Below are 16750 nucleotides of genomic sequence, written 5' to 3'. Positions count from 1 at the left end.
TTCTTCGACCTCGCCGACGCGATCATCACAGTCCGTAGCCTCATCCGACGGGCCTGGACCACTCACCGCTGGGACACAAGACCCGCTCGACGCCCGTAACACTCACCAATCTGCGCGGCCTCTAACGATGCCGCGCCTTGCCCCGCACGCGCCAACGCGTCCAGATCAACCGAGAATCCCTGGGTCACCTCGCGCCCCCGCGCCCTTCCGATACACGCGATCACGGGCACGATACCGCGAAGGCCCTCACCATCGATCATGGCACTGGACACAATCGGGCAGGAGCTGGACTGAAGGCTGACTGGGCTCAGCACGGGACTGGACCGGGCAGGCCGGCGACGAATACCGGGCAACTCTGGACAGCACGGCCGGATCCAGGCCGGCGCCGCGGTGACGAACGCCGTTGGTGATGCCGTCGAGGCGTCTGGGGAGGCCGTGGCCGCCGTGGCGGATGCTGGTGCGGGATCTCATCGCCCAGCGCGGCGCGGAGATCCTGGAGCACCTGCCGGCCTGGCTGGCCACCGAGGGATGCTCGCTGGGCATCGGCACCCCGGTGGTCATCGCGGACACGGTCGCTCTGATCGCGAAGTGGGTGTGACGGGCGCGGGGCAAGATCTCCAAGGCGATGAAGATCGTCCCTCGGTCGTCCCTTGAGGCAGGTGGTGCACCCATCACTTGACATCGCCCCACAATCTCCGCACCGGATTCACCAAGTTGGGTTTCCTCTCTGCCCCCAGCGTCTTGACACAGAGAGGTGCCGATCACGGGATAGACCCACCGGGGAGGACCAACGGTGGTGAAGTCTTCTCGGTGGAGCCGAGGTCCGTACGGTCATCGGACAAAGCGCTGACGGACTGCGGAAACGGTTGACCTCTGTCGGGTCAGCCGCGGTGCGGGCGCGGCTCGGCGAGGGTGAAGTAGCTCTGCTCCTCTTGGGCGAAGTGCAGGGTAAGCACGGCGTCGAGCCCGTAGAGGGTGGCGCGCAGGTCGTCCACCTGGTCCTCGCGGAGTGGTCCGGGGTCAACGAGGTGGCGGGAAAGACGGCGGGCCAGGCGGTGGATCTCGGCATGGCCGCGGCTCATGGGCGCGGTGCCGTCCCGGCCGCCGACCGCTGGGGCGACGGCCGGGTAGAGCTCGTTTTCCTCGGCCACCTCGTGCGGCAGGAGTTGGTCGACCAACAGTCGGTGCGCGCGCCGCACCGCGGCCTCCGCCTGTGGGGTCGCGCCGGCAGACAGGGCGTCCGCGGCCGCCCGGACCGCACCGCGCGCCGGGAGGAGATCGGCGTGCTCGGCGGTGAAACGGTGAATCAGCTCCGCGGCGTGCGGCGGCACCTGGCTGCGCCGCCCGCGGAGCAGGGCACGCAGCGCGCTGAGGATGACTACGACGTCGATGGCTTCCTGCACCAGTGCGCCCGCGGCGGGTGGCAGCCAACCGGCCGCGGCCGCGCCCATCGCCAGCAGCGACAGCCCCATGCCCGCGGCGGCGCTCTGCACGGCGATGCCCCGAGCGCGGTGGGCCACGTCGACGGCGTCGGCGAGCCGGTCGATGCGGTCGTCGGTGAGCACGGCGTCGGCGGCCTGCGCGGCCGCGGTGGCGCCGCGGGCGCCGAGCGCCACGCCGACGTCGGCGACGGCCAGCGCCGGGGCGTCGTTGACGCCGTCGCCGGCGGCGAGGGTGACGGCGTGGCGCTGCTCGGCACGGACCCGTTCCACTTTCTCGGCCGGGCTGACCCCGGCGATCAGCTCATCGAGGCCGAGAATGCCGGCGGCGTCCTCGGCGGCCGCGCGTCGGTCGCCGGTGAGCAGCACCAGCCGCCGGAGCCCTGCGGCGCGCAGCCGGGCGAGGGTGCGCGCCGCGTCGGGTCGAATCTCGTCCTGGACCAGCAGCGCGGCGGCCGGTTGCCCGGCGATGGTCACCCACACCACCCCGGCCGCGTCCAGGGTGGCCCGGTGTTCCACGGTGCGGGCCCAGCCGGGCAGCCCATCCGCGGGTGTCGGCAGTCGCCCGACGGCGACCCGCTCGCCGTCTATCACGCCCTCCGCGCCCACGCCGGGTCGGTCCACCACACCGGTGGCATCGGGGACCGGTGCGCCGCTGCGGTTGGCCTCGGCGACCACCGCCGCGGCCAGCACGTGCGGCGAGTGCCGCTCCACGGCCGCGGCCGCGGCGAGTACCGCGGCCCGGTCCCGACTCGGGTCGCTGATCACCTGGGTGACCCGCGGCCGGCCCAGGGTGACCGTGCCGGTCTTGTCCAGCACCGCGGTGCGTGCCTGGCCGAGTCGTTCCAGAGCGGCGCCGTCCTTGACCACCACGCCGCAGCGGGACGCGGCGGACATGCCAGCCGTCACCGCCACCGGAACGGCCAGCAGCAGCGGGCACGGCGTGGCGGTCACCAGCACCGCGACCGCGCGCACCGGATCACCGGAGGCCCACCAGGCCGCGCCCGCGGCCGCCAGCGTCAGCGGCAGGAAGAACATGGCGAACCGGTCGGCCAGCCGCACCACCGGAGCGGCGTCGGCCACCGCCTGCTCGGCCAGCCGCACCACCCCGGCGTAGCTGCTGTCCTCGGCGCGGTGCACGACCTGCATGGCCACCTCGGCGCCGGCGTTGACCACGCCGCTGCGCACCAGGTCACCGGCCGGCCGGCTGACCGGCAGCGATTCCCCGGTCAGCGCGGACTCGTCGAACACGCCCGAGCCGATCAGCCGTGCGTCCACGGGCACGACCTCACCGGAGCGGACCACCACGACGTCCCCGACGGCCACCTCACCGGCCGGGACCGTGCGCAGCTGCCCGTCGGCCTGCACGTGTGCGGTGCGGGGCGCCCGATCCAGCAGCTCGCTGAGGTCGCGGTGGGCCCGGCGGGCGGCATAACCCTCCAGTACCTGACCGGTGGTCAGCATGACCCCGATCACCGCGCCGGCCAGGTACTCGCCCACCGCGAGGGAGCCGGCCAGTGCCAACAGGGCGATCAGATCCACACCGACGCGTTTGCGGGCCAGTTGCGTGGCCACCGTGACAGCGGCGAACGCCAACGCCACCGTGGTCGCCCCGATCCAGGCGAGTTGCCCGCCCGGCACGTGGACCCCGACGAGCACCGCACCCAGCACGGTGGCCCCGGCCAGCGCGGCAAGCCCCACCAGCCGCCGCCGGAGCCCGGGGCCCGCTTCAGAACTGCTCATCGCGGGCTGGGGAACCGATCGAGCACGTCCTCGACGGCTCGTCGCGGGCTTGCGGGTATGGGCGGGCTGGAGGGATGTGTCCAGCCAATGCGCAGCACGATCTGCGGCGCGGCCGAACCCCGCAGCACCTGGTCGCGCAGCACGTCGTGGGTGGCGCCGATCTCCAGCGGCTGGCTGAGCGGGCAACTCGACAGCCGCATCTCGGTCGCCGCGAGCAGCACGGCGCTGAGCGCCTCACCGGCGCGCAGTCGGGACACCTGGTCGTCGGAGGCGGTGACCAGCAGGAGCAGTTCAGCCGCGTCCGGCTCCTCGTCCTCGGGCGGCGAGGCAAGCTCGCCCCCGTCGAAGGTGCGCATCGTGGTGTCGCCGTGGCGGGTACTCCGCCGGGCGGTCGTCTCAGGGTGCCGCCCGTGCGGAATCGGGACGTTCGCGGCGGGCACGCCTTCGGCCGCGCCGCGGCTGCGGCCGCTCCACGCGGCGAGTTCGCTGGCGTAGATCGGGTCGGCGTTCTGCTGGATGGCGGCCTCGTCGATCGCCGCGGCGAGTTGGTGTCGCTGCTCCGGCTCGGTGACCGCGACCAGCGTCGCGCCCTGTTCGGTGGCGCGTTCGGCGAGCTGGACGAGCAGGATCGGCGGGACCGGCCAGGAACTGAAGCGTCGACGGTCGGTGCGGCGGCGGCCGATCGCGGCTGCGGCGGCGATGTCCTCGGCGGTGGGATCGTGCCGGTGGAACTCGACCGCGGCGAGGTGATCGGGCTCGGCGGGGTTGGGCAGCCGGTGCACCGTGGTGGCCCACCCGACCGCGGCGAACGCCACCCGGGCGTGGTGCAGGGTCGCGCCGCAACTCAGCAGCAGGTCACGACGAGCCGGATCGGTCGCCGGGAGATGACGGGAAGAATCGGCGAACAGGTGCAGCGAGCGATCGGCCACCCGCCACGACCAGGGCTGCGAATTGTGGATCGAGGGTGCGCGGGCGGCGAGGTCGATCGCCGAACGCACCGTCGCGTCGTCGGGCAGTCCGGCCCGCATGCCAACCTCCCATGCCTTGGGGACTGTGAAACCGAACGTGGCACGGGCGCCGGTCCCCGCAGAAGAGCCCGAAGTCCCCGCAGGTGAGGACCGGCATGCCCGCGCGCTTGCCGTGCTGGCCCGCGGGCAGGTCGTGCCGCATCGGCGGTTCGGTGCGACGGATCGCGATCCTCGTGGCTACTCGGTGCCATCACGCACGGTCATGATCGTCGGTCGCCCGCACCACAGCGACCGGGCCGTGGACGTGGTGCAGGACACCGGCAGCGACCGAGCCCAGCCTCAACCCGGCGAACCCACCCCGCCCGCGGTGACCGACCACCAACAGTTGGCCATCCGCGTCGGTGGCGGTGTCGGCGAGGACGCGGACCGGGTGGCCGCGGCGCGCCATCGGGTGCACGGTGACGTCGGGATACTTCTCCCGCCAGCCGTCAAGGTGCTGGGCGAGGTTGCCCCGCACCACTTCCTCGATGCGATCCAGATCGGTCAGCGGCGCGGCGATCGCGTCGGGGATCAGCATCGGGTAGTCCACCGCGGGCTCGCGCCAGGCGTGCACCGCGATCAGTTCGGTGTGGCGGACGGTGGCGGCGTCGAAGGCGAACTGCAACGCCAGCCGGCTGGCCAGCGAGTCGTCCACGCCGACCACCACGGGCGCACGGGCACCGGGGCCGTGATGGTCACGCACGACCACCACGGGACAGTGCGCGTGATAGGCCACCGCCGCGCTGATCGAACCCAACAGGGTGGCCGCGAAACGGCCGTGGCCTCGCGACCCGACCACGAGTTGCTGGGCCTGCCGGGAGCGGTCCACCAGGACCTCGGCGGGATGCCCCCGCACCACCTCGTGGGTCACGGCCAGGTCCGGATACCGCCAGTTGCAGTGCTGTGCGCCCCGCCGGGCCGTGGCGCTGGCGTAGTCGTCCCGCGCGGGGTCGTCGTTGACCACCAGCACGTGCAGACGCGCATGCGACAGGGCCGCTTCCGTCGCGGCCCAGGAGGCCGCGGCCAGGGACTGTTCGGAGCCGTCCACACCGGCGAGGACGAGCTTGGTTGAGGTGGTCATCGCACACTCCCGAGAATCCTTCCGGGCCGCTGCGCCGCGTCGGCCACCCGGGCTTCCACGATTCCTCCCAGCTACCCCGGGGTGCAGAGTCCTTGGGCCTCGCGGACGTTGGCATCGGTCACCGCGTCGGTCTTATCCGGTCACCGACCGCCCATGGGCTTCGCGGTCTTCGTTTCTCGGCGCCTCAGCGCCGGTCGCGCGTGCTGTCGCTGGTCCCAGACAGTGAGGACCAAGGATGGCGGCATGCCAGCGCCGTGCCGGCCTAGCGTTGCCGGTAACCGGGTGGAGCTGGTCAGCCGGGCCGATACCGCCGCCCTGGGCGGTGCTGGAGGAGGGAGGCCGCGATGGTCGGGAGCGCACGGACGTCGGCGATCGTGGTCGGCGTCGACGGTTCGATGTCCGCACTGCACGCGGTGCAGTGGGCGGCCGCCGATGCCGCCCGCCGGCACCTGCCGTTGCGGCTGGTGCACGGCCTGATGTTCATCCACGCCACCTATCCCGGGGCCTCGACCGCGTCACAGGGCCTGTATGACGGCACCCTCGCCCAGGGTCGGGAATGGTTGCGCCAAGCGCGCGAGGCGGCCCTGGCGGTGTCCGCCAGTCTCGATGTGGACACCGACATGGTGGAGTCGCCCCCGGTGCCCCTGTTGCTGGAGCAGTCGACGACCGCGCGCACGGTGGTTCTCGGCTCGCGGGGCCTGGGCGGGTTCACCGGGCTGCTGGTCGGCTCCACCGCGGTGGCCCTGGCCGCGCACGGCCACTGCCCGGTCACCGTGGTTCGCGGCCGCACTCTGGACCAGCCACCGCCGACGGATGGTCCGGTGGTGGTCGGCGTGGACGGCTCACCGGCCAGCGAGGCCGCCATCGAGCTGGGCTTCGACGAGTCGTCCTTCCGCCGGGTCGACTTGGTCGCGGTGCACGCCTGGAGCGACATCACCGCCGCCAAAGCACTCGACATGCCCGGCGTGAACATCATTTGGAATGAGGTCCGGATGCACGAGGAACGCCTGCTCGCCGAACGGCTCGCCGGCTGGCAGGAAAAGTATCCCGATGTTCGGGTGCGCCGAATAGTCGTCCGGGACCGGCCGGTGCGCGGCCTGCTCGCCCAGGGCGAGCACGCGCAGCTCATCGTCGTGGGCAGCCGGGGCCGGGGCGGGTTCGCCGGCATGCTGCTCGGCTCCACCAGCCAGGCCCTGCTACACCACGCGCCCTGCCCGGTCACCGTCACCCGCCCGGAACGGGCACGGTGACGGCACCCGTGCGGGTGATGCCGGGCGACGGCCTGGGCGCCAGCCTTCGCGGGGCGTTCGGACCCATCCGGCGGTGACCATCGCCTCTGCCCCCATCCTGGTGGCCGGATGGACCCTTCGTGTGGCGGACTGCGGCTTGGGTGAGCCGCAGCCGCGAAGGAGCAGATGATGCACGCACGTAAGGGCGACTGGCTGGTTGTGGAGGGCACGCACGTTGGTGACGGCCGCCAGGAAGGGTTGATCATCGACATACCTCATCCCGACGGGTCGCCGCCATACCTGGTGAAGTGGCTCGACGGGCGGGAGGGATTGGTTTTCCCCGGGCCGGATGGCCGGGTCATCGATCACGCCCCGCACGAGCACGTCGCCTCCTGACGCTGCCCGCGAACCCCGACCCGGACAACAGCATCGACCGGGGTTGCGTGGTGGCGTGCATGTCGGGCGATGGCGATCCGCCATGCGAAGGCGGCGCGAGTCGCGGTCGGAATCGCAAGGACAGGGAGGGCTGCGATGACCACCGGAACGGGCCACCCCCATGACATCACGGATGCCGCCACACAGCCGATGCTGTTGGACCGCTTCGCGCCCCGCTTTGATTTCAGCGCGGTCGAGCACGTCGTCGTCGACGCGCCGGTCGACGCCACCTATCAGGCGGCGCGGCATCTGGATCTGCTCACCGTCAACTCCCGTCTGACCGACGCCGCGTTCTGGGTCCGCGGGCTGCCCGAACGGCTGCGCAAGCACGTTCCGCCGCGCCGACCCACGCGGCTCACCCTGGACGACCTCGACGCCGGCGGGGACGCCGTGCTACTCGGCGAGCAACCCGGACGGGAAGTCGTCTTCGGTGCCGTGGGCCGCTTCTGGACACCCGTGGTCCGCTGGCGCGACATCGCCCCGGACGAGTTCGTCGCCTTCGAGGAACCCGGGCTGGGCAAGATCGCGGCCGCGTACTCGGTGCGCCCCTACGGCGAGCACCGCAGCCTGCTCAGCTACGAGGCGCGCACCATCCTCGACGACCCGATGACCCGCCGCTGGTTTGGCTGGTACTGGGCCACCGTCTCGCCGGTGATCCGGGCCATCATGCGAGCCACGCTGCGCGCCGCGAAGCGGGCCGCGGAATCCACCACGCGCGGGTGATCTCTGGTCCGGCTTGGCACACGTGGCCGATCGCCGCGAGCCGTCCGGGCGCGAAGGCGATCGGGGAGGCCACTGTGCGGGCCTTTCCGCAGCCCGAAGAGTGGCACCGAGGGAGGTGGCGACCCAGGTGACTATCCCGCGTTCCTCCGCTGGACGGGGTGCCGACCGTGGCATCGCGCACGCTCGCGAGGCGTTCGTCGAATGGCAGGCGCGCCGCAGCCTGCCCGTCACCGAGCTGCTGGACCGACTGCGGCATGCCCACGACCGCAGCGGCGTGATCGGCGACGACGACAAACGCAGGATCGCGGCAGAGCGCGGCTGGCCGGACGCCGCGGTCGAGGGCGCCGCCAGCTTCTATGCCGATCTCGCCAGCCGGCGGGGGCGGCGGCACGTGCGGGTCTGCCGGGGCACATCCTGCTTCGCGGCCACCGGCGGCCGGCATGTCGCGCAGGCGGAGGCGGCCCTCGGGGTGCGCTGCGGGCAGTGCGAGCCGAGCGGCTCGGTGTCCCTGGATGCGGTGTACTGCCTGGGCTACTGCTACGCCTCACCGGCGGCCCTGGACGGAAACCAGCCCGTGGTGGGGTGTGATGTCGCCGAGCGTCTGGCATCCGGACCGCCGGCCAGTGCCGCCGCACCGCCGGTGCCGTTGCGGGTGGCCGGTGACCGGGCGGTCATCCTGGCCGGGCTGCGGGGTGAGGCGCGGCCGTGGGAGGTCTGGCCGGACGCGGTGACCAGCCGGTCGCCCGGGGACATCCGCGCCGAGGTGGGGGTGGCTGGGCTGCGGGGACGCGGTGGTGCGGAGTTCCCGGTGGCGGCGAAGTGGCAGGCGGCGGCGCGGTACGTGGTGGCCAACGGCGACGAGGGCGATCCGGGCTCGTATTGCGACCGGCTGCTCATGGAGGACGATCCGCACCGGGTCCTTGAGGGACTGGCGCTGGCGGGGCTGGCGACCGGCGCGCGCCGGGGGTTCGTGTTCGTGCGCTCGGAGTATCCGGCGGCGGTGACGCGCATGGGCGCGGCGGTCATCGAGGCACGACAAGCCGGTCACCTGGGCACCGACGTCCACGGCTCGGGCGTCGACTTCGACGTCGAGGTGGTGGCGGGCGCGGGGTCCTACGTCGCCGGGGAGGAGACGGCGCTGCTGCACGCGCTGGCGGGGCTGCGGGGCGCGGTTCGGCCCCGGCCGCCGTACCCGACCACGTGGGGGCTGGTGGGCCGGCCCACGGTGGTGAACAACGTGGAGACGTTGGCCGCGGTGCCGTGGATCGTCCGCCATGGCGGCGCCGCGTACGCCCGGCTGGGACATGCCCGGGAAACCGGCACCAAGCTGGTGTGCCTGTCCGAACGGTTCCGCCGGCCCGGGGTGTACGAGGTTCCCTTCGGCGTGCCGCTGCGGTTGCTCGTCGATGACCTCGGCGGCGGGCTGCGCGACGGCCGGACGCTGCGCGCGCTGCAGGTCGGCGGACCTTTGGGTGGGTTCCTCTCCCCCGACCAGCTCGACCTCCCGCTGCTGGCAGGTGTACTCGCCGACGCGGGTGTCGCGCTCGGCCACGGCAGTCTGGTCGCCGTCGACGACACCGTGCCCGCGCGGGACCTGCTGCGCCATCTGTGGACCTTCGCCGCGTCGGAGAGTTGCGGCGCCTGCACCCCGTGCCGGGTGGGCTCGCGCCGTGGCCTCGAACTCGCCGATGGCTCGTCCTCGCCCGGCTGGTTGGCCGTCCAGGACGAGCTGCTCGACGTGCTGGCCGTGGGCAGCCTGTGTGCCTTCGGCCGTGGCGTGGCGGGTGCGGTGCGCAGCCTGGTCCGCGTCTACGGGGACGAGCTGGGAGCCGGGTGATGCGCGTTTTGGTCGGGGACACTCCCGTCGAGGTGGGTGAGGGCGCGACCGTACTCGACGCTGCCCGCGCCGCCGGCCGGTACCTGCCGACGCTGTGCCAGGACGACCGGCTGTCCCCGCGTGGGTCCTGCCGTGTCTGCCTGGTTCGGGCCGCCGACCGGGTGGTCGCGGCCTGCACCACCCCGGCCACCGAGGACATGGCCATCCAGATGGACGATCCGCGTGCCCGCGAGGCTGCCCGAGGGGCGCTGGAGCTGATCGTCTCGGAGCTGCCGTCCCGGGCGCTGGAGATCCCCGCTGAGCGCAGCGAGTTGGTGCGCGTCTGCACGCACTTCGGCGTCACCGATACCCGCTTCCACGGCGCGACCCACCGGCGAGGCGTCGATCACTCCCACCCGTACGTCAAGCTGGACCGGGACCTGTGCATCGCCTGCGGCCGGTGCGTGGCCATGTGCGCGGAGGTGCAGGGCACCTTCGCGCTGGAACTCGCCGGCCGCGGCTTCGACACCGTGGTCTCCGCCGGCACCGGCGGGCCGTGGGTGGACTCCCCCTGCGTGGCCTGCGGAGGCTGTGTCGACACCTGCCCCACCGGCGCACTGTCCGAACCCGGTTTGCTCGACCCCGCGCCGATCGCGACGACCACCACCACGACCTGTGGCTACTGCGGGATCGGCTGCACCCTCGACGTGCACGTGCGCGACGGACAGGTCGCCGCGATCACCCCGGTGCACGGCGCGCCGGTCAACCGGGGACACGCCTGCGTCAAGGGCCGCTTCGCGCACGCCTTCGCGGGAAGCCGCGAGCGGCTGACCGCGCCGCTGATCCGCCGGGGTGACGCGCTGGAGGAGGCGTCCTGGGACGAGGCCCTGGGCCTGGTGGCCGCGCGGCTGACCGCGATCCGCGACCGGCACGGCGGACAGGCGGTCGCGATGATCTCCTCGGCGCGGGCCACCAACGAGGAGAACTACCTCGCGCAGAAATTCCTCCGCACCGTGGTCGGCAGCAACAGCATCGACAACTGCTCTCGGCTCTGCCACGCACCGTCGGCGGCCGGGCTGACCGCGTCGTTCGGCCTAGCCGGCGGCACCAACCCGCTGGACGACCTCGACCACGCCGACTGCATCCTGCTGGCCGGCGCCAACCCCACCGAGGCCCACCCGGTCGTCGGGGCCCGCATCACCCAACGGGTCCTCGCCGGGGCACGGCTGGTGGTGGTCGACCCCCGCCGCACCACCCTGGCCGCGCTCGCCGACGTGCACCTGCGGGGTCGGCCCGGCTCCAACGTCGCGGTGTTCCACGGCCTGGCCCGGCTGCTGCTCGACGGCGGCTACACCGACGAGGAATTCCTTACCCGGCGGGCCACCGGCCTGGCCGAGCTGACCGAACTGCTGCGCGACTACCCACCCGAACGGGTCGCCGAGCTGGCCGCAGTGCCGGCATCCGACCTCGCCACGGCCGCGCGGCTGTACGGGCAGGCCGAGCACCCGGCGATCGTCTACGGGTTGGGCATCACCGAGCACGCCCACGGCACCGACGGCGTGCGCACCCTGGCCAACCTGGCCATCCTCCGCGGCGCGGTCGGCACCCCCGGCTGCTGCGGCGTGCTCACCCTGCGCGGGCAGAACAACGTCCAAGGCGCCTCCGACATGGGCGCCCTGCCCGACCTGCTGCCCGGCTACCAACCCCTCGCCGACCCCGCCGCGAGGCAACGGGTGGCGCGGGTGTGGGGCCAGCCGGTGCCCGAACGGCCCGGGCTGCGGATTCCACAGATGTTCGACGCCGCGATCGCCGGGCGACTGCGGGCGCTGTACGTCATCGGCGAGGACATCGCCCAGACCGACCCCGACTCCGGCCACGTGCGCGCCGCGCTGGACGCCTGCGAGTTCGTGGTCTGCCACGACCTCTTCCTCTCGCAGACCGCCGCGCACGCCGACGTCGTCCTGCCCGCGGTGTCGTTTCTGGAAAAGGACGGCACCTTCGTCAACTTCGACCGCCGCTTCCAACGCGTCCGCCCCGCCCTCGCCCCACCGGGCCAGGCCACCAGCGACTTCGACATCCTCCGCCGGCTTGCCCACGCGATGGGCGCCGATCTCGGCTGCCCGACGCCGGCCGCGGCCATGGCCGAATGCGCCGCGGTGGCGCCGCTGTTCGCCGGGATCTCCCACGACAGGCTCGACCGGGAGGGTCCGCTGCACTGGCCCTGCCGCGGACCGCGGGATACCGGCCAGGCCGTGCTCTACCTCGACCGGTTCGCCACCGCCGACGGCCGCGCCGCCCTGGCCGCCCGCCCCTATCTGCCGCCGGGCGAGCAACCCGACACCGCGTTCCCGTACGTACTGGTCACCGGCCGCCGGCTGGAGCACTACAACAGCGGCTCCATGACCCGACGAACCCCCAACACCACACTGCTGGCCGAGGAGACCCTCGATCTCAGCGCCGCCGACGCGGCCGCACTCGGCATCGACGACGGCACACCCGTCGCGGTCACCAGCCGCCGAGCCACGGTCACCCTGCCCGCCCGCATCACCGATGAACTGGCACCCGGTGAGGTGTTCACCGCCTTCCACTTCCCCGACCCGGCCACCAACAGTCTCACCTCCGCGCACACCGACACCGCCACCGGCTGCCCGGAGTACAAGGTCACCGCGGTGGCACTGCGCCCCACCTGAGGCCGCACGCGTACCTACCGGGGCCCGAGGGTGGAGCCGCGCCGTTGGCTTCGGCTGGCCAGGGCCCCTGCCGTGCCCGCGGCGAGGATGGTGACCAACGCGGCGGCCAGGATCGCCGCGTCTTCGCCGCGCGTGAGCAGGTGACCGGTGGTGGCGATGGTGACGGCCGCGACGGGCACCCCGAGTTGCGCCGCGGCGAGCACGGACAGCGTGACCGGCTGCCCGAGAAATCCCGCGGCGGCGTGCACGGCGAGCGTGCCACCGGCCAGCAGGGCGGCCAGGACGAGCATGCGGGGTTGGCCGGCCAGTGCGCGCAGATCGAGGGTGGCGCCCAGCCACACGTAGAACACCGGCGCGAGAAACCCGTCGGTGACGGCGAACAGTTGCCTGGCCAGGCGCCGCGGCTCGCCCTGGGCGGCCAGCACCAGTCCGGTGACGAACCCGGCCAGCATCACCGAGATGCCCACCCACTGGGCAAGCCCCGCCAGGGCGAACAGCAGGATCAGCTCCGCCCGCAGCTCCAGCCCGAAGTTCCGCCGGATGCTCAGCCGGCGAACCCAGTCCAGCACCCGGTGCGCCCGCAACCAGCGCATCACCAGCCACATCGCACACCCCGCGACCAGGACGGCGAGCACTCCCAGCGCCGCCCCCTTGGCATGAGCCGGAGCGGCGACCAGCGGGAGGGCGATGATGCACACCGTGTCGGCGACGGCGACCTGCACGATCGTCACGCGCACCGCCGGCGTGTCCCACCCCTCGCCCTGGATGATCGGCATGACCAGCGCCGCCGAACTGGACGCCAGCAGCACCGCATACAGCGGTGCGTGACCGGTACCGGTGAGCCTGGCGATGCCCAGACTCGCGGGAACCGCGAGCAGACCCACCGCACCGGCCAGGAGCACCCCGCGACGCAGGGTGCCGCGCAGGGCGTCGTGCCGCAGCGGCACGTGGCTGCCGGCGACGAGCATGACCAGGGCGAAACCGGCCGACGCGAGGAAGGCGAGGACGGGCTGGTCCGGGTTCACCCATCCGGCGCCGGTGCGGCCGACGAGCACGCCGGCGAGCAGTTCGCCGACCACCACGGGCAGTCGCAGCCGGTGCGGGGTGGCCAGCAGCGGGCCGAGCAGGCCGGCCACCAGGATCCCCGCCAGCCCGAACAGGGTCACCGCAGTCCGCCTCTCCGCACCCGGCCGTTGACCAACCGGCTACCAGCCGGCCAACGACGCCATTTCCGCCTGGCGGATGCCCTACCACATCAGAGGCTCAGGGAACGCCGTCGCGCCACGTCGGTGCACCGGAGCCCGCCCACGCCCACTCGATCGAGCGGTGGCACGGGCCGTGTGCAACAGCAGCCGGCGTTCGGCGCCGCCGATGGCGGCGCGGGCAGCGGGCACGGCGTCGGCGTTGACGGAAATGGAATCAATGCCCATGCGGACGAGGTGCTCGGCGAACTCCGGGTGGTTGGAGGGTGCCTGGCCGCACAGCGAGGAGGTGATCCCGGCCTCAGCGCAGGCCCGGATGATCCGGCCGATGGTGTCCAGCACGGCCGGATCCGCCTCGTCGAAGAGGTCCGCGCAGATCTCCGAGTCGCGGTCCACGCCGAGGACGAGTTGGGTGAGGTCGTTGCTGCCGATGGAGACACCGTCGATGCCCAGCCGGGCGTAGGCGGGAATCCAGTAGGCCACCGAGGGCACCTCGGCCATCACCCAGCGGTGCAGGCCGCGCTGGCCGCCGAGCGGGCTGGCGTCCACCGCGGCCAGGCACGCCGCCAGTTCCCAGCGGGTGCGCACGAACGGGATCATCAGATGCAGGTTCGGCGTGTGCTCCCGCACCTGGGCCAGCACGCGCAGTTCCAGGTCGAACAGGTCGGGTTCGCGGACATAGCGGTAGCAGCCCCGGTAGCCGATCATCGGGTTGTCCTCGGGCGGCTCGTAGCCGGCGCCACCGGCGAGGTCGCGGAACTCGTTGGTGCGAAAGTCGATGGCGCGATAGATCACCGGACGCGGGTGGAACGCGGTGGTGATCCGCAGCAGCGAGGCGGCCATCGCGGAGACGAACTTCTCCTGGCCACCCTGGGCGAGCAGGTGCCGGGGATGCTGGCCGTCCAGTGCCTCGGTAAGCAGGAACTCGGCGCGGAGCAGGCCGACGCCATCCACCGGCAGCCGGGCAGCCTCCTCGGCGTGCTCCGCCAGGGCCAGGTTGACATACACCCGGGTGCCCAGCGCCTCGGCGGCAGGGGACCCCGGTAGCGGTGGTGGTGGGGACGGCTGCTCGGTACGGGGCCGCCCCTCCAGGACCCGGCCGCCGGTGCCGTCGACGGTGACCAGCTCGCCATCGCGCAGCACCCGGGTGGCCGCGCGGGTGCCGACCACGCACGGCAGGCGCAGCTCACGGGCGACGATCGCGGCGTGGCAGGTCATGCCGCCGCCGTCGGTGACCACCGCGGCCGCCCGCCGCATCGCCGGCACCCAGTCCGGGCTGGTCATGGCCGCGACCAGCACCTCACCGTCGGCCAGCCGCTCGGCCTCCGCGGGCGTGCGCAGGATCCGGACCCGCCCGGCGGCGGTGCCCGTCGCGGCGGCCAGGCCGGTGACCAGTACCGTGCCGGCCGCCGACGGCGCCTCGGCCTCCAGCGTGGTGATCGGCCGGGACTGCACCAGCCAGGTCTGGCCGTCGTCGAGGGCCCACTCGATGTCCTGAGGCCTGCCGTAGTGCTGCTCCACCCGAATCGCCAGCCTCGCCAGCGTCACGGCCTCGTCGTCGGCCAGCACGCGCCGCACGGCGGACTGCGGGTCCAGCTCCACCCGCAGGTCCGTGCCCTCCGGGCCGCGGACGATCTGGTGGGACTTGCGCCCGACACGGACCTCCAGCAATGCCGGTCCGGCCTTGGACAGCACGTAGGTATCCGGTTCCACCGCGCCGGAGACGACCACCTCGCCGAGCCCGAACGCGGCCTCCACCACCAGCCGCTGCCGGTCTCCGGTGGCCGGTTCGGCGGTGAACATCACCCCGGAGCGTTGCGCGTCCACCATGCGCTGGACCACCACCGCGATCGCCGGCTCCTCGTGCACACCCCGGCTCGCGCGGTAGGCGACCACGCGCGGGGTGAACAGCGACGCCCAGCACTCCAGCAGCCGAGCCAACACCGCGTCCTCTCCGGCGACGTTGGTGAACGTCACGTTCATCCCGGCGAACGACGTGCCCGCGGTGTCCTCCGAGGTCGCCGAGGACCGCACCGCCACCGGCAGAGCACTTCCCAGGTCGTGGTAGGCGGCCAGCACCTCCGGACGGACCTCCGGGGCCACCCCAGCCCGGCGCACCAACTCGCGCAGTCGCCGGCAGGCGGACTCCAGCCGTGCCCCGTCCGACACCGCGGTGAGCGCCTTCTCCAACTCGGCGAGCAGCTCGTCGCGCACACCGCCCCGTGCCATCGACGTGAGATACGCCTGCGCACCGACGACGAACCCCGGCGGGACCGGCAGCCCGGCCCGGGTCAACTCGCCCAGGTTGGCGCCCTTGCCGCCGGCGACAGCCGCGTCGTTCATGCCGAGCTGGGCGAATCCCATCACGTAACCGGGCATCGTCTACTCCCCACACCGTCGCCGGACCTGCGTCCACCGTTCGATTCACCGCGGCGGCGCGGGGAGAGTCCAACGACCCTGACGCCCAGGTCGACGGCAACCCCATCACCGGTCAAGGCGTTCCGTCCGCGCCGCGGCGCCGCATCCAGCGCGGTTCGACGTACGCCCACTCCCGTTCCCACGCCAAGAAGCGGGCGCGGTCCAGTCGCCACCGCACCAACCGGAACGCGGCCGCCAACAGCACCAGGGTTGCCAAAGCCGTGTAGCAGACACCGAGGCCCGCCTGCATGATGATCTGGTCGCGGGACATCGGGGCCGGGGCGGGTGCACCGGAGGCGTCGATCCAGATCGATATAGCTGTACCGGCCGGGGCCCCGACGTCAGCGGCGACGGTGCCGACCCGCTGCGCGCCGTTGGGCAGCCGCCATTGGCCCACCGCCGGCACCTTCGTCCTCGTTCCGGGATCTTGGCCGCCCGCAGCGGTCGGCGCCGGCTGTGTCAGGGTCGCGGTCGTCGGGATGCGGGTCGCGGTCTGGGTGGCGGCGGTGCGCACCCCCGCGTCGTAGACAGCGTGGCCGACCCACCATGCGACCGGGATCATCGCGCAGGCCACCACGATGAGCACCGCCACCACGACCGCCTCGATGCGGTCCCAGCGGCGGCACAGCGGGTTGGCGTCGACGCCGACGTGCCAGGCGAAGCAGCCAGAGTGGCGGAGCGTTCGGATGTGCTGCACGACAAGGCCCTCCACGGCCAAGGATCCGCCGCCCAGCCTCGACGGTGAAGCGGTGAGTGGACAGGGTCGCTTCGCCACGGCAGCCGGGGCCAAAGGTCCCCGGCCCGTCGAATCGCCGGCGATCGCAGGACGGCGGTGGCCGAGGTCCCTGCCGGATGGCAACGGCGTGGAGCTGTGCCGCGAGCTGCGGTCGAAGCTGCCCGAGCTGACCTGCCTGATGCTGACCTCGTTCACCGACGAGCAGGCCATGCTGGACGCGATCCTGGCCGG

Annotated in this window: 12 protein-coding genes and 2 pseudogenes; 8 read left to right on the top strand and 6 right to left on the bottom strand. The window is 72.9% G+C overall.

The genetic code is table 11. The features are described from left to right. A pseudogene (locus tag FFT21_RS26895) lies at positions 1-99 on the top strand (IS5/IS1182 family transposase); the annotation flags it as partial. Positions 100-409: 310 nt separating this feature from the next. Then, entirely contained in the window at positions 410-598 is a 189-nt protein-coding gene (locus FFT21_RS26890; protein WP_137816722.1) for a hypothetical protein, read from the top strand. A 283-nt stretch (positions 599-881) separates the two neighbouring features. Here the strand turns inward: FFT21_RS26890 and FFT21_RS26885 are convergent, their stop codons facing one another. The 3 genes from FFT21_RS26885 to FFT21_RS26875 all read right to left on the bottom strand — a co-directional run bounded on the left by FFT21_RS26885 (position 882) and on the right by FFT21_RS26875 (position 5270). Further along, positions 882-3182 carry a heavy metal translocating P-type ATPase gene (locus tag FFT21_RS26885; RefSeq protein WP_137816721.1) on the bottom strand — a complete coding sequence of 767 codons (2301 nt, stop codon included), beginning with the start codon at positions 3180-3182 and terminating at the stop codon, positions 882-884. Then, complete coding sequence (locus tag FFT21_RS26880) at positions 3179-4210, bottom strand: Acg family FMN-binding oxidoreductase (RefSeq protein WP_137816720.1); 1032 nt, start codon at positions 4208-4210, stop codon at positions 3179-3181. Before FFT21_RS26880 ends, FFT21_RS26885 begins: the two co-directional genes overlap by 4 nt. Positions 4211-4400: 190 nt before the next feature. Next, entirely contained in the window at positions 4401-5270 is an 870-nt protein-coding gene (locus FFT21_RS26875; protein ID WP_137816719.1) for a universal stress protein, read from the bottom strand. Between the two features lie 344 nt (positions 5271-5614). Here FFT21_RS26875 and FFT21_RS26870 point away from each other — a divergent pair, with 344 nt between their 5' ends. From FFT21_RS26870 to fdhF, 5 genes are all read left to right on the top strand, one after another. After that, on the top strand, positions 5615-6520 hold the full coding sequence (locus tag FFT21_RS26870) for a universal stress protein (protein WP_137816718.1): 906 nt from the start codon (positions 5615-5617) through the stop codon (positions 6518-6520). A 168-nt stretch (positions 6521-6688) separates the two neighbouring features. Further along, positions 6689-6895, top strand: coding sequence for a DUF1918 domain-containing protein (locus FFT21_RS26865; RefSeq protein ID WP_137816717.1), 207 nt, complete (start codon positions 6689-6691; stop codon positions 6893-6895). 135 nt (positions 6896-7030) lie between these two features. Further along, complete coding sequence (locus FFT21_RS26860) at positions 7031-7657, top strand: hypothetical protein (RefSeq protein WP_225978799.1); 627 nt, start codon at positions 7031-7033, stop codon at positions 7655-7657. 127 nt (positions 7658-7784) lie between these two features. Beyond that, on the top strand, positions 7785-9494 hold the full coding sequence (locus FFT21_RS26855; RefSeq protein WP_225978798.1) for an NAD(P)H-dependent oxidoreductase subunit E: 1710 nt from the start codon (positions 7785-7787) through the stop codon (positions 9492-9494). Then, entirely contained in the window at positions 9494-12163 is a 2670-nt protein-coding gene (gene fdhF / locus FFT21_RS26850) for a formate dehydrogenase subunit alpha (protein WP_137816716.1), read from the top strand. The genes FFT21_RS26855 and fdhF overlap by 1 nt, the downstream gene beginning before the upstream one ends. Positions 12164-12177: 14 nt before the next feature. Here fdhF and FFT21_RS26845 read toward each other — a convergent pair whose 3' ends face one another. The 3 genes from FFT21_RS26845 to FFT21_RS26835 all read right to left on the bottom strand — a co-directional run bounded on the left by FFT21_RS26845 (position 12178) and on the right by FFT21_RS26835 (position 16480). Continuing rightward, positions 12178-13329 carry a cation:proton antiporter gene (locus FFT21_RS26845; protein WP_137816715.1) on the bottom strand — a complete coding sequence of 384 codons (1152 nt, stop codon included), beginning with the start codon at positions 13327-13329 and terminating at the stop codon, positions 12178-12180. A gap of 81 nt (positions 13330-13410) precedes the next feature. Beyond that, the gene (gene ppsA, locus FFT21_RS26840) at positions 13411-15744 is read right to left on the bottom strand and encodes a phosphoenolpyruvate synthase (RefSeq protein ID WP_137816714.1); all 2334 of its coding nucleotides are present in this window, start codon (positions 15742-15744) and stop codon (positions 13411-13413) included. Positions 15745-15856: 112 nt separating this feature from the next. Next, positions 15857-16480, bottom strand: a complete 624-nt coding sequence (locus tag FFT21_RS26835) for an Rv1733c family protein (protein WP_137816713.1) — start codon at positions 16478-16480, stop codon at positions 15857-15859. Positions 16481-16628: 148 nt separating this feature from the next. Here FFT21_RS26835 and FFT21_RS26830 point away from each other — a divergent pair. Further along, positions 16629-16750: pseudogene (locus FFT21_RS26830) on the top strand (response regulator); the annotation flags it as partial.

Origin of the sequence: Gandjariella thermophila (assembly GCF_005405885.1) — a bacterium.
Taxonomy (GTDB): domain Bacteria; phylum Actinomycetota; class Actinomycetes; order Mycobacteriales; family Pseudonocardiaceae; genus Gandjariella; species Gandjariella thermophila.
This window is presented reverse-complemented; position numbering and strand designations above follow the sequence as displayed.